Below are 13164 nucleotides of genomic sequence, written 5' to 3'. Positions count from 1 at the left end.
CTTCTTCGAAAGCCCCGTCGAGATCCTCGGCGAGGACGGCAAGGTCGTGGGCCTGCGCACCGAACGCACCCAGCTCGACGGCACCGGCAACGTCAAGCCCACCGGCAAGATCACCGACTGGGAGGTCGGCGCGGTCTACCGTGCGGTCGGCTACCTGTCGGACAACCTGCCCGACATCCCCTTCGACTCCCAGGCCGGGGTCATCCCCAACGAGGCCGGACGCGTGTTCGACGAGGGTGACCAGCTCACCGGCGTCTACACCACCGGCTGGGTCAAGCGCGGCCCGGTCGGTCTCATCGGCCACACCAAGGGCGACGCCAACGAGACCGTCGACTGCATCCTCAAGGACATGGAAGCCGACAAGCTCCTCGCACCGGCCACCCCCGGCGAGGACGCCATCGTCGAGCTGCTCGAGTCCAAGAACATTCCGTTCACCACCTGGGACGGCTGGTACCGCCTCGACGAACACGAGCGCGCACTCGGAGCCGCCGAGGACCGCGAACGCGTGAAGGTCGTCGAGCGTGAAGACATGCTCGCCGCATCCGAGCCCCACAAGGTGGCGCGGACAAGAGGTATTCCGCTTCGAGTCGGCTCGTGACGGTAATCGCGTGCGCCGGTCGCCCTCCGTCCGCGCATCGCGCATGAATCGAGTACACGCGGGTACCCGACGTTCATGGCACACGCACAAGCACGTCTGGGACTGGTCACCGGCGCCTCGAGCGGCATCGGACGAGAACTGGCGGAACTGTTCGTCGACGACGGGTTCGACCTGGTCACCTGCGCCGAAGACGTTGGAGTCGAGGAAGTCGCCGAGGGGCTGCGTGCACGGGGCCGCGAGGTCACGGCGGTCCGCGCGGACCTGCGCACCGCCGACGGCGTCGAAGCGCTCTACACCGCCGTACAGCACATCGGACGGCCCCTCGATTCGGCCGCTCTGAACGCCGGCATCGGGCACGGGGGCGCATTCGTCGACACCGACCTCGCCGAGGACTTGTCGATCATCGATCTCAATGTCAGGTCCACGGTCCACCTGGCGAAGCTCGTGCTCCGCGACATGGTCGAGCGCGACGCCGGACGGCTGTTGATCACCTCGTCGATCGCGTCGATGATGCCGGGCAGCTTCCAGGCCACCTACAACGCGTCGAAGTCGTTCCTGCAATCGTTCGCGGAGGCGCTGCAGAACGAGCTGAAGGACTCGGCGGTCACCGTCACCTCACTGATGCCCGGGCCGACCGAGACCAACTTCTTCCATCGCGCCCGGATGGACGACACCCGCATGGGCCAGATGTCCAAGGACGATCCGGCCGAGGTCGCCAAACAAGGCTACGAGGCGATGATGAGCGGAGAGGCCCGATCGGTGGCCGCGTCGACGATGACGCGAATCATGGCCGGCGCGAGCATGATCACCCCCGACGCGGTGAAGGCGGCACTCCATCGCGTGCTCGCCGCACCGGGGTCCGGCTCCAAGAGCTGAGGGACGTCAGGCGCCGGTCCCCTGGCCCGGCAACGCCGACTTCCAACGCTCGGTGTAGTCGGCGATCCGGGTGTCCTCGGTGTACGTGGAGTCGATCAGATACAGACCGGGCAGCGGGCACGCGGCGCCGAGTTCGACGAGCACCGGCTTCAGCAGTAGGTCGGGTGCCATGGCGTGCGACGGTCCGGCGCCGAGCATCAGCGGCACCGCGGTGACGTCGCGCAGACCGTCGCCGGTGGCGAACTGATCCAGGAAGAGCTTCAGGACGCCGGTATAGGTCGCCTTGAAGGTGGGGCTCGCGAAGACGACGAGATCCGATGACGCGACGGTTTCGACGGCGGCCTTGACCTTGTCGTCGCCCCAACCGAGGAGACCCGGGCCGAGTTCGATGACGTCGACGATGTGGTCTGGTGCGGAACCGGTCAGCGATTCGGCGAGCCGGTTGGCCGCGTCGAGCGTTCGCGAACCGGGTTTCGGATTACCGGCGACGACGGTAGTGGTCATGGCAATGCCTCTCGTTGGTTCAGCCGTCGGACGACGGCGCGGTCAGACGGCCGAGGAACTCCTGGGTCCTTGCCAGCGACCACACCTCGGCCATCTTCTGTTGCATGTCGAAGAGGTTGGCATGGTGGATCGCCGGATCGCGATCTCCCACAGCATCTTCGACGACGATCGGGATGAAGCCGTGCTGCATCGTATCGAGTGCGGTGGCCCGGACGCACCCACTCGTCGACAGTCCGGCCAGAAAGACGGTGTCGATCCGCCGCGAGTTCAGGTACGAGTTCAGGCTCGTTCCGAGGAAAGCGCCCGCGGGACGCCAACATTGCCCGCATCGCCTCGACGTTCTCCTCGACGCCTGCGTAGAGCGCGCAGTCCTTGTCGATGTAGGCGCGGGCCGGGTCGACGAGCACGAGCGCAGGCCGCTCCCCAGGCGTCAGTTCCTGACCGAAGCCGGCCCGTGCGTAATCCGTTGCCTGCTCGGTCCGGCCGAGGCGTCCAGACGGCGCCGGGGTGTTCGATTCGGTCATGCGGACTCCTTCGTCGTGGCGTACTCGGGAACGGGCAGCACCTCGGCTTCCGGGGTGGGCATCCGGCGCGGAAAGGACAGGCACACCGCGATTCCCACCGCGGACATGGCCCCGAGAACGACGCCGGCCAGCTGGAGGTTGTCGACGAACCGGCTGAGGTCGGCATCGTCGAACGCGGCGGGGGAACCGCCGTACGCCGCCTGCTGTGCTGCGGCGCCCAGCCCGATGGGGATGATGGCGACCACGATCGCCGTGCTGAGCAGGTTGCCGACGTTCTGGAGCGTCGAGCGCATCCCGTTCGCGATCCCACGACGCTTCGCCGGCACGGTCAACATCAGCACGCTCGTGCTCGGCGTCATGAACAACCCGATGCCGGTGCCGATCAGGAACAGGAACAGCGCGGTCACCGGGAGCGAACCGTCCGCGGACAGGACGACGGCCACACCGAGCACGCCGACGGTGTTCAACGCCATCCCGGTCGCGGCGAGTGTGCGAGGCGCGATCCTGATGACCAACCAGCCGGCCGCCGACGCCGCGATGACGGTCCCCGCCGCCACCGGCGTGACGAGCAGACCGGCGACGAACGGCGAGGTCCCGTCCACGGCCTGCACGTAGAGCGAGATGATCAGGGCGACTGCGTAGGTGGCGGTGGCGGTGAGCAGACCGGCGAGGAGGACCAGTGAGATGCCGCGGTCGGCGAACAGACTCAGATCGATCAGCGGATGCGCCCGGCGACGCTGGACGACGATCAGCAGCACGCCGACGACAAGACTCACCGCCCCGAAGCACCACGGCAGCCATGCGGCCGACGAGCCCGGGGTCAGCGCCAGCACGACAGCGGTCAGCAACGTGGTTGCCAGGATGGCGCCTGCGAGGTCGAAGGGTTCGCGACTCCTGATGCCGCCCACGCCCCGCGGGATCACCAGTAGCGAAGCCGCCGTGGCGATCAGGGCGATCCCGAGCACCGCAGCGAACAACCCCCGCCAACCGAACAACGCGGTGGCCGCTCCGCCGACGACCGGTCCGATGATCTGGCCGATCGCGGCGACCGTCGCATTCCAGCCGAGTGCCCGGCTGAGCAGATGCGGCGGAAAGGTGTCGGTCAGCAGAGCTGTGTTGTTGGTGACCACCGCGGCCGCACCGATCCCTTGCAGAACCCTTGCGACGATGAGGAACTCGGCGGACGGACTCACGATGCACAGGGTCGACGCGAGCGTGAAGACGATCAGGCCCGACAGATAGAGCGGACGGCGGCCGACGATGTCGGCGAGCCGACCGAACACCAGGATCAGCGCGGTGGTGACCACCATGTAGCCCAACAGGATCCACGTCGACTGCGCCGGCGTGGCATTGAGCTCGCGGCTGAGGGTCGGCAATGCGACGGTCAGTCCGCTCATCGCGACGAAGACCGCGATCACCCCGACACTCGTGGCGGCGAACACCCGCCACGGGTGTGGATGCGGTCTCGCAGCAGCGCGTGTCGGGGTTTCACTCATGCGGTCGACGACGGTGGTGGTCGGTGACGGTCTGATACGCCTGCGCGATCCGCAGGACGGCGTCGTCGGCCCACGGTCGGCCGACGAGTTGGACGCCCACCGGTAGTCCGTCCGCGAATCCCGCCGGGATCATCGCGGCTGGGAGACCGAGATGATCGAAGACGCCGGTGTTGCGGCCGATGACGCCCTGCATCGGGTGCCGTTCCCCGTTGATCTCAACGGTGACGTCGGACAGACGTGGCGCGGTCGCCCCGATACCGGGCGTGACGAAGACGTCGATCCCGGCGGTGTCGAAGGCATCGACCGTGGCGGTCAGCGCGGGCGCCCGCCGACGCAACGCGCGAATGTAGTCGATCGCCCCGGGCACGCGGCCGCGCGCGATCCGCACCTGGGTGCCGATGTCGAAGTGCGCGAACCGATCCAGCGCACCCTCTTGGTTGGCGGCGAGTTCGCTGACGAGGACGATGGTGAACTCGTCGAACAGCAGTTCCGCGTCGGGCAGATCGACGACTACCGTCTCGGCGCCGAGATCCGACAGAACACCGATGGCCGCCTGCCAGGCTCTCAGGACCGCGGCGTCGCAGACCTCGGTGAACCAGTTGCGCGGAATGCCCACGCGCACACCGGCCAGGGACGGGGCATCCAACCCGCCGTGGTCGCCGAGCCGATCGCGGAGTGCTGCGGTGATGGAGGGCGTCACCGCGGTCGGGTCCACGCCGTCGGGACCGGCGATTACCGCGAGAACAGCACGCAGGTCGGCGGCGGATCTCGCCATCGGGCCGAGGTGATCGAGCGTCCACGACAGCGACACCACACCGGTTCGCGGGACGAGCCCATAGGTGGGCTTGACACCCGAGAGGTTGCACAGCGCACTGGGTACGCGGATCGAACCGCCGGTGTCGGAGCCGAGTGCGAGCGGGACCAGTCCGGCGGCCAGCGCACCACCTGAACCGGTGGACGAGCCTCCGGTCCACCGCTCCCGATCCCAGGGATTGGTGACGGGCCCGTATCGTGCGTTGAACGGCGCACCGCAGGCGAATTCGGTGGTCGCGGTGATGAGGACCGGAATGGCTCCCGCCGCCCGGAGGCGGGCGACCACGGTGGCGTCGGCGCTTGCGATCCGGTTGCCCGTCGTGTGCGATCCCGCGGTGATCGGCGACGCCGCCACGTCGATGATGTCCTTGACCGCGAACGGGATTCCCTCCAGCGGACGGGGCGTTCCGGATCGCCAGCGGTCGTCCGACGCCGCGGCGGCAGAGCGACCGTCCACGGTGGCGAGGATCGCCCCGCCCACGAGTTCCGGTTCGTCCCAACGCAGACTCAGTGCCTCGAGCACCTCGGTCGGGGTGGTGCGGCCCGTGCGAAAGGCCTCGAGCAGTTCGACGACGCCCAAATCGTGCAGCGCGGCGTCCGTGCGCACGACCGGCACCCGGACCGGAGGTCCGTCGGGCACCGGGTACGCCATCATCCGACCGTGGAAGTCCGCAGGCTCGGCGCCGGTCACACACGGCGACGCCGGCAGCGTCCGCTCCCGGGATCGTTGCAGGACCTCCGACATGTCCGTGTGCGCAGCGCCGGCGAGTTCGTCCACGGCGGCCACCGCGTCCGCGGTCAGATCCGGGTAGTGGGTTCCGGTCACCGCCGCAACCCGATCGGGGTGACGGTCGCCGGAACGGCGTCATCGTCGCCGTGGTCGGACCCACGATCGATCGGAAGAGGTTGGATGACACCAGATGTCAGGTCGTCGAGGAGGGAGATGACGTCGGCACGGCGGTCGCGACGTAGCGGCAGTGCGCGACGCACCTGGGACACACGATCGAGGTCGATGGTGAACCGCAGCGTCTCGCCGGATTGGTGTGCAGGCGCCTGGGCGACGATCTCACCGTTGGGTGCGATCACGCACGACAGTCCGAAGTAGTCGACGGTGACCCCGTTGAGGGTTTCCGGTCCGGCGCGGTTCGCCGCGATCACCCAGATCTGGGATTCCAGTGCGCGCGTCTGTAATTCGGCCAGGAAGAGGTCCTCCCGTGATCCCAGCGACGAGACGATGGCCAGCATCACCTCGGCCCCGAGTGCGCGGGCGACCGCCCAGTATTCGGGGAAGGTCCGGTCGTAGCAGATGACACAACCGAAGCGGGTGCCGAGCAGATCCGCGGTCGCGGGCGCCGGCCCCGGAGCAAAGTGGTACTTCTCGTCGATGTCGATGCCGCTGACCTTGCTCGCCGGCAGCGACAGTTTCCGATAGGCGGGCATCCGGCCGCCGTGCGGGGTTCGCCAGTCGACGATCTCTCCCGCGCCGTCGATCAGGACGACCGAGTTGTGGAAGGTGCCGTCCGTCGTCCACTCATAGGTGCCGAAGGCGATGGCGCAGCCACGCTTTCGTGCGATGGCCGCGATTCGTTGCGTCGCCTCCCCCGGGATTGTCTGCGCCCATCCGGTCCGGTCGGTGTCGTGGCTGGTGCAGAAGTAGGGTGCGGTGATCAGTTCCGGAAGGACGACAAGGTCCGGCGCATCTCCTGACGTGACACCCTCGACCGCGTCGACGAGCCGTTCCAGATTGTGGTCGACGTCGTCGGTGAGCTCACCGATCTGCACGACCGCGACATCAAACGATTGCACCATCACTACCCTTTTGTCAGTTGCCGTTCCCTCGCCGGTTGAGTAGGCGAGGAGCCTGCGACGAGCCGCCCCCTCGCTGGTTGAGTAGGCGAGGAGCTTGCGACGAGCCGCCCCCTCGCTGGTTGAGTAGGCGAGGAGCTTGCGACGAGCCGTATCGAAACCACCTGGTGAGCAGGCGCACTCGATGCCCGCTCACCAGGTGCCTGCGTCACGCCGCGGCGGCGTTGTCCTGACGGCACTTCATCAACGGTTGGATTCGGGTGCCGAAGGTGTCCACGCCCTTCACGAAGTCGTCGAAGGTCAGCATGATGCCCTTGACGCCTTCGAGTTCGGCGACCTGGTCGAGCATCTTCGCGACGGTGTCGTACGACCCGACCAGGGTGCCCATGTTGAAGTTCACCGCACCCTCGGGCAGCGAGATCGTCTTGGCGGTCGAGCTGTCGTCGGCGCTCGCGTCGGCGGCGGACTCGTCGGCCATGTAGCCGAGCGCGGCGAGGTCTGCGTTGTCGTGATAGTCCTGCCACTTCGCCTGTGCCGCTTCGTCGGTCTCGTCGGCGATGATCATGAACAGGACCATGGCCCCGACGTCCCGCCCGCTTTCCTTGGCGGCGGCGACCAGTGTCGACGTCGATTCCTCCACGGCCAGCGGGGTGTTGATCCCCGAGCCGAGGATGAAGTTGAAGTCGGCGTTCTCGGCGGCGAACTTCATACCGGTGTTCGATTGTCCCGCAGCGACGATCGGGGCCGTCTTGGCCGCCGGCGGCGGCGACAGGACGCAGTCGTCCATGGTGTAGTGCTTGCCCTTGAAGTCGCTGGAGCCTTCGGCCCACAGTTCGCGAAGGACCTTCACGTACTCGCCGGCCTGCTCATACCGGTAGCCGAAGTACTCCTCGCCCGGCCACAACCCCATCTGGGTGTATTCGCCCGGTGCCCAACCGGTCACGATGTTCACACCGAACCGTCCCGGGGCGATCGAGTCGATGGTGCTTGTCATGCGCGCGACGATCGCCGGCGGCAGGGTGAGGATGGCGGTCGAGGCGAACAGTTTGATCCGATCGGTAACCGCCGCGAGACCTGCCATGAGCGTGAAGGATTCGAGGTTGTGGTCCCAGAACTCGGTGTCGCCACCGAAGCCGCGGAGCTTGATCATCGACAGCGCGAAGTCCAGCCCGTGTGCCTCCGCCTTCTGCACGATGGTCTTGTTCAGCTCGAATGACGGCATGTACTGGGGCGCACTCTTGGAGATGAGCCAGCCGTTGTTGCCGATGGGGATGAAGACGCCGATTTCCATGTCACTCCTACGCTGCGTGGTCATGAGAACCTGCGCGTGGCATAGCTGCGCCGCGCGTGGTTTGTTTCCGCCGTTGGTTTGCGATCCAGTGGCGGCCCCGCTGCCGCCCTCCGGCCGTTCCGGCCGGGTGTCCCCCGAACTGGATGCATTCGAATGTATGCTGGGGTTTTTGCGTGACGGTGTTCGTCGGGTTACCGAGATGTTGCCGAGCGAATGCTCGGTTTCAGACGCCGTCGGGGCATGGTCCGGCACTGCCGCGGCCGACCCATTCGACACCGAAGGCGCGGTGGACCGGGGTGCCCGCGGCGCCGTCGATCCGTGCGAGCAGGAGCTCGGCCGCGGCCAACGCCATCTCCTCGAGGGGCTGGCGTACCGTCGCGAGATCGAAGATCGACCAGCCCGCCAGGTCGAGGTCGTTGTAACCAACGACCGAGACATCCTCCGGCACAGCGAGTCCCAGCCGTTTCGCGGCGTCGAGGGTTCCGAAAGCCACATAGTCGGTGGCGCAGAACAAGGCGGTTGGCCGGTCAGATCGGCCGAGCAGGCGCAGGCCGCCGTCGAGTCCGGTCCTCGCGTCGACCTCACCGCGGTACACCATCGTCTCGTCGAGATCGGCTCCGAGCCTTGCCAGTTCGTCCCGGAACCCGGTCTCGCGGAGCTTGATGCTCGGGTTGTCCACCGGTCCGGAGATCAGTCCGATCCGACGATGCCCCAGGTCGACGAGATGCTGTGCGACGAGCCTCCCGCCACCGATGTTGTCCGACGTGACTCGGTCGACCCGGCCGGCCTGCGTGCCGTCGACGTCGCGGCTGAGGATGACCAGCGGCATCCGCCAGTCGAGCATCTCCGAGACGACCGGCGAGTCGAGTCGGGCCGAGATGTAGACGACCCCGTCGACCAGACCCCCGCGCAAGGCCTCGAGGTCCTTGTCCACGGTGCCCGTCGGACCTTCGCGGTCGCTGAGCAACAACACCCGATAGTCGTCGCGGGCGAACCGGTCCTGAAGAGTGTTGGCGAGTACCGGAAACGACGGGTTGCGCAGGTCGCCGGTCACCACCCCGATCGTCGACGACCGCCTCGTGATGAGGCTCCGCGCGGTCACGTGCGGGACGTATCCCATTTCCCTGGCCAGCGCCTGGATGTGGGCGCGGGTCTCCTCGATCACCCGCGGGTCGTCGCGCAGCGCGCGCGACACCGTCGACTGCGACACCCCGGCCCGGCGGGCGACGTCGTAGCCCGTGACGGGTTTGTTGCGCACGAGGAAGATTCTAGAAGGCCACGACCGCTCGAGCCGTGGTGAAACCCCTCTAGGTGACGGCCGGGGCGCGGTCGACGCGACGGCGTCGCAGGACGAACACGGCACCCGTGGTGACCACCAGCGCGACGATCGTGACGATGGCGACCCACACGACGGCGGTCGTCTCACCCTGGGCGGTGGCCAGGATGCCGAGGAACGCCCAGATCAGCGTGAGCGGGTAGGCGACGAGCACGGAGCCGGCCGCGACCGTGACTGCGAGACCGAAGAGTGCACACAGGACGAGGATCGTGAGCTGCCAGCCGAGGGACTGCGGGTCGGCGAGGTCGGCGCCGATGGCGGCCGCCCAGTTCTGGAACACCGCTGCGGTGGCCCACGCGGCGTAGATGCCGACCAGGATTCGGGCGAGCACCCGCAACCAGCCAGGCGCCTCGTCGTCGGCGGGGCGCGCCGCGACGCGTGCGGCGTCGAGCAGGACCACCGTCATCACGGTCAGCACGATCGGGGTGACCCACGTCCATTCCGCCGCGGACACCAGTATCCAGATGGCCGCTCCGGCGAAGGCGATCTCGAGATCGATCAGCAGACGACGCGGATCTGCGGTCCCCGTCGCGCCCTTCCACACCACCGCGAGTGCGAAGACGACGGACAGCAGGTAGATCAGGCTCCAGATGGAGAACGTCCAACCGGCCGGCGTGATGAGCAGATCGGTCGTCGACTCGTTGGGTGAGGCACCGATCCCGGAGAACGGCACAACCGGCGCCACCACCTGCGCTACTGCGAAAATCACTGCGAGCCAGGTGATCGGGCCGGAGACGCGCGTCAGGGGTGCCATGACATCCACCGTAGGCACACGCCCGGCACCTCCCCGAGAGAAGGCCGCTGACCTGCGGTGTCACCGACCGTCGGCTTCGATCAGGATGCAGTGTCGGCGGTTTCGCGATCCACCGGCCGGGTCACGGCCGGCTGCGCCGTCCGCCGTGTACGACGCAGGACCAGCCCGATCGCGATCGCCGAGGTGACCGCGTAGACGACGCCGATGGTCACGGCCCCGCCGATCGTTCCGGCGAGCTGTCCGGCAACGCCGTCGAGCACCACCATCACGCCGGCACCGCTGTAGGCGAAGGCCGAGAACGTCGCCGCGACGCGGCCCTGCTGGATGGGTGTGAGCCCCACAGTGATGTACGCGAGCGCGACCCGGTATCCGCCGGCCTGACCGATGCCGCCGATGACGGTGCCCAGCAGGATGACCTCGAGGCGACCCATCGCGAGACCCGCGATGGCGATCGACCAGCCCAGCGCCAGCAGTGATCCCACTGCTGGCAGGGTGGTGATGACGCGAAGGCCCACGCCGGCGAAGTTCGCCAGCATCGACACGATCAGGCATGCGCCGCCGACACATTGGGCCACGAGCAACGAGTCGCTGATGCCCGTCGCGAGAATCGCGTTCGGCATCGCACCGACCGCGAGTGCGCCGATCGCCCAGGCGAGCGCCCCGACGAGGTATGCACCGGGGTCGCGGGACCGGGACGATTCGACCACGACGTCGAGATCTCCGGTGTGTGCCGACGGTACGTCCGCGAGCTCCGGTTCGACGACCGTCGGCACGGGATCACGGTCCGGCGCAAGCAGATCCGGCGCGGCCCGCAATCCGGCGAACAGGAAACCGAGACAGATCGTCATCGCGACCGCGTGGACGGCGTAGACCGTCACCAACTGCCAGGGCAGATACACGGCAATGAGGATCGCGGCGATGAGGCCGGTACCGGCACCGATGAGCGAGCCGGTCGCCATGAACGCACGCCCCCTCTCACCGCGGGCGGCGACCATCATCGCCGCCGCCGCACCGGTGCTCAGCGCCACCGACGCGCCCGTCATCAACCGGCCGGGAAAGAGCAGTAGCGGATACCAGGCGCCGACGATCTCCACGAGGTCGCCGACGATCGCCGTGAGGAACGCAATCGGCAGGACCGTGCGCGTGTGCCGGATCAGTGGCCCGCGAGCCGAGATCAAAAGGATCACGATGAGTGCGACGAAGTACGTGGCGAACAGCACGGCGGCGGCGGCCGGCCCGAAGCCATGGCGGTCCATGTAACCGGGGAGGAGCGGCGTCATCGCATTCGAGCCGCAGATCGCGAGGATGAAACCCACACCCGATGCCCCTGCGAGCAAACGGGTTCCGGCATCGCCTCGGCCCGCCGCGACCTTCACTGTCATGTGTCCTGCCTCCTTGCCACCGGTGGCCGTGAGGGGCGCCGGACGGCACCGGCATCACCGTGCAGGAGTACTCAATCCGACCGCTGTAACCGATCGGCAACCTGATCGTGGCGCCCGTATTGCGCACCTCCGTCATCGACCAGCGGCACTCTGACCTGCCCGAATCCACGCCGCCGGCCGAACCACGCCGATTGTCACCGTTGATCCGGAGGCGGCCCGAGCATTCTGTGAGCCGCGCGAACGACTAACCTGACCGGTCACAGATGTTCGAGAGGAGTTCAGGTGAGCGGCAGGGTTCTCGCACTCGTTCACGGTGTGCGGCCGGAGTGGCGCGAAACGGTTCTCGGTTCGTTGCTCCCCGCCTTCGCCGACCGCGGGTTCGACGTCGTCATCCGGGACGTCGAAGACGAGTCTCTCCCCGAGGCAAGTGGATTCGACCTGGTGTGCGTGACCGGTTCCCCGGATTCGGCCTTCGATGCCTCGCTGCCGTGGGTGGAACCCGAACTCCGGTACCTCTCCGACACGATCGCCCAGCAGGTACCGATCTTCGGTGTCTGCTTCGGCGCCCAGATCCTCGCGCGGGCGCTCGGTGGTTCGGTGGCACCGAGCACGCGTCCCGAGCACGGCTTCGTCAACGTCAGCACCACCCGCCCCGATCTCGTGGAAGAGGGCCCGTGGATGGAGTTCCACCACGACACGATCACCGTGTCCGACGTGGCCGAGGTGATCGCGGTCAACGACGCGGGTGTCCAGGCCTACGTCTCGGGACCGCACCTGGGTGTGCAGTTCCATCCGGAGATCACCCCGGACTGCTTCTCCGCGTGGCGTAAGGGATTCACGAGCGCACGGTCGAGCAGCGACGACGGCTCGGTCGACACCCGCGCCCTGGCTACCGAGATCGACGCCGCTGCCGACCAGGCCGCGGCCCGCTGCGACCGGCTCGTCGGACGGTTCCTCGAGCACGCCGGGATCGGCGTCACTGCCGCCTGAGGCGCAAGGAAGCGACTCCCCCCTGCCTGAGGTGCGAGGAGCGAAAACCGCCGGGCTGAGTAGCGACGAAGGAGCGCATCGAAGTCGACGAGCCACGAAGGCCTGGCGAGTCACCGTCGCCACTCAACTACCGGTCGACGTCAACCCGACTGGCAGACTTCGATCGACGTCTGCCGGTCGAGTTGAGGTTCGGCAGTCGAGATCTGGGCGCTTCTCAGAGAGCGGGCCCTTTCGACCCTCACGACGGCCGGATCACCGGCCGCGGGCACTGGAGGTGCGAGGAGCGTAGGCGACGAGATGGTCCTATAGCTTGTCCAGTGCTCCGAGGTCGGTGGTGAGGTCTTTGAAGACTTCGCGGGCGACGTAGCGTTTGAGGCAGCGGATGATGTCTTTCTTCGTTTTGTGTTCGGCGGAACGGCGTTCGACGTAGGCGCGGGTGGGTGGATGGTTTTTCATCCGGCCGACCACGATCATGTGCAGGGCGCTGTTGGCTTGCCGGTCACCACCTCGGTTGAGTCGGTGACGATGGGTTTTGCCCGAGGAGGCCGGTAGTGGGGCGACGCCGACGAGTTTGGCGAAGGTCGCTTCGCTGCGCATCCGGTCGATGTTTTCCCCGACGGTGATGACCAGTCGGGCGGCGGTGACCGGCCCGATGTGCGGGCGTGCAAGCAGGGTGGGAACCATCGTGGTCAGCAGTGCGGTGAGCTCGCGGGTCAGGTCGGTGACTTCTCGTTGGGCCAACCGGTAGCGGGTGAGCAGGGAGCGGCCGGCCCGGACGAACGCTGCCGCCGGTG

At 67.5% G+C, this 13164-nt stretch carries 11 protein-coding genes and 2 pseudogenes; 3 read left to right on the top strand and 10 right to left on the bottom strand.

What is annotated here, in order from left to right; translation table 11 throughout:
• Positions 1 to 598, top strand: a pseudogene (locus LQD00_RS06445) (pyridine nucleotide-disulfide oxidoreductase); the annotation flags it as partial.
• A gap of 75 nt (positions 599 to 673) precedes the next feature.
• Positions 674 to 1474 carry an SDR family NAD(P)-dependent oxidoreductase gene (locus LQD00_RS06440; RefSeq protein ID WP_232716185.1) on the top strand — a complete coding sequence of 267 codons (801 nt, stop codon included), beginning with the start codon at positions 674 to 676 and terminating at the stop codon, positions 1472 to 1474.
• A gap of 6 nt (positions 1475 to 1480) precedes the next feature.
• Here LQD00_RS06440 and LQD00_RS06435 read toward each other — a convergent pair whose 3' ends face one another.
• The 9 genes and pseudogenes from LQD00_RS06435 to LQD00_RS06395 form a co-directional block, all read right to left on the bottom strand.
• Positions 1481 to 1978, bottom strand: a complete 498-nt coding sequence (locus tag LQD00_RS06435) for an NADPH-dependent FMN reductase (RefSeq protein WP_232716183.1) — start codon at positions 1976 to 1978, stop codon at positions 1481 to 1483.
• 19 nt (positions 1979 to 1997) lie between these two features.
• Positions 1998 to 2502: pseudogene (locus tag LQD00_RS22875) on the bottom strand (isochorismatase family protein).
• Positions 2499 to 3998: an MFS transporter gene (locus LQD00_RS06425; RefSeq protein ID WP_232716181.1), complete on the bottom strand. Its 1500-nt coding sequence runs from the start codon at positions 3996 to 3998 to the stop codon at positions 2499 to 2501. Before LQD00_RS06425 ends, LQD00_RS22875 begins: the two are co-directional and overlap by 4 nt.
• Positions 3991 to 5637, bottom strand: coding sequence for an amidase (locus LQD00_RS06420; RefSeq protein WP_232716180.1), 1647 nt, complete (start codon positions 5635 to 5637; stop codon positions 3991 to 3993). Before LQD00_RS06420 ends, LQD00_RS06425 begins: the two co-directional genes overlap by 8 nt.
• Positions 5634 to 6623, bottom strand: coding sequence for a carbon-nitrogen hydrolase family protein (locus LQD00_RS06415; RefSeq protein WP_308195933.1), 990 nt, complete (start codon positions 6621 to 6623; stop codon positions 5634 to 5636). Before LQD00_RS06415 ends, LQD00_RS06420 begins: the two co-directional genes overlap by 4 nt.
• Before the next feature lie 202 nt (positions 6624 to 6825).
• Positions 6826 to 7908 (bottom strand): pyrimidine utilization protein A, encoded by a 1083-nt coding sequence (gene rutA, locus LQD00_RS06410; RefSeq protein WP_232716177.1) that lies wholly within the window; start codon positions 7906 to 7908, stop codon positions 6826 to 6828.
• 223 nt (positions 7909 to 8131) lie between these two features.
• Positions 8132 to 9166: a LacI family DNA-binding transcriptional regulator gene (locus tag LQD00_RS06405; RefSeq protein WP_232716175.1), complete on the bottom strand. Its 1035-nt coding sequence runs from the start codon at positions 9164 to 9166 to the stop codon at positions 8132 to 8134.
• Positions 9167 to 9215: 49 nt separating this feature from the next.
• Positions 9216 to 9998: an MFS transporter gene (locus tag LQD00_RS06400; RefSeq protein WP_232716174.1), complete on the bottom strand. Its 783-nt coding sequence runs from the start codon at positions 9996 to 9998 to the stop codon at positions 9216 to 9218.
• Positions 9999 to 10078: 80 nt separating this feature from the next.
• Positions 10079 to 11380 carry an MFS transporter gene (locus tag LQD00_RS06395; protein WP_232716173.1) on the bottom strand — a complete coding sequence of 434 codons (1302 nt, stop codon included), beginning with the start codon at positions 11378 to 11380 and terminating at the stop codon, positions 10079 to 10081.
• Between the two features lie 282 nt (positions 11381 to 11662).
• Between LQD00_RS06395 and LQD00_RS06390 the strand changes: the two genes are divergently transcribed.
• Positions 11663 to 12370 carry a type 1 glutamine amidotransferase gene (locus LQD00_RS06390; RefSeq protein ID WP_232716171.1) on the top strand — a complete coding sequence of 236 codons (708 nt, stop codon included), beginning with the start codon at positions 11663 to 11665 and terminating at the stop codon, positions 12368 to 12370.
• 303 nt (positions 12371 to 12673) lie between these two features.
• On the opposite strand, the gene LQD00_RS06385 is transcribed toward LQD00_RS06390, so the two are convergent.
• A partial coding sequence (locus LQD00_RS06385; RefSeq protein WP_232716169.1) for a transposase occupies positions 12674 to 13164 on the bottom strand: 491 nt, incomplete at its 5' end.

Origin of the sequence: Gordonia metallireducens (assembly GCF_021245825.1) — a bacterium.
Classification (GTDB): domain Bacteria; phylum Actinomycetota; class Actinomycetes; order Mycobacteriales; family Mycobacteriaceae; genus Gordonia; species Gordonia namibiensis.
The sequence above is the reverse complement of the archived record's forward strand: the minus strand, read 5'-3'. Positions and strand labels throughout refer to the sequence as shown.

Coding starts and splice junctions, on each gene's coding strand:
- LQD00_RS06440 (WP_232716185.1), top strand. CDS start 674: ATGGCACACGCACAAGCACGTCTGGGACTGGTCACCGGCGCCTCGAGC.
- LQD00_RS06435 (WP_232716183.1), bottom strand. CDS start 1,978: ATGACCACTACCGTCGTCGCCGGTAATCCGAAACCCGGTTCGCGAACG.
- LQD00_RS06425 (WP_232716181.1), bottom strand. CDS start 3,998: ATGAGTGAAACCCCGACACGCGCTGCTGCGAGACCGCATCCACACCCG.
- rutA (WP_232716177.1), bottom strand. CDS start 7,908: ATGGAAATCGGCGTCTTCATCCCCATCGGCAACAACGGCTGGCTCATC.
- LQD00_RS06400 (WP_232716174.1), bottom strand. CDS start 9,998: ATGGCACCCCTGACGCGCGTCTCCGGCCCGATCACCTGGCTCGCAGTG.
- LQD00_RS06395 (WP_232716173.1), bottom strand. CDS start 11,380: ATGACAGTGAAGGTCGCGGCGGGCCGAGGCGATGCCGGAACCCGTTTG.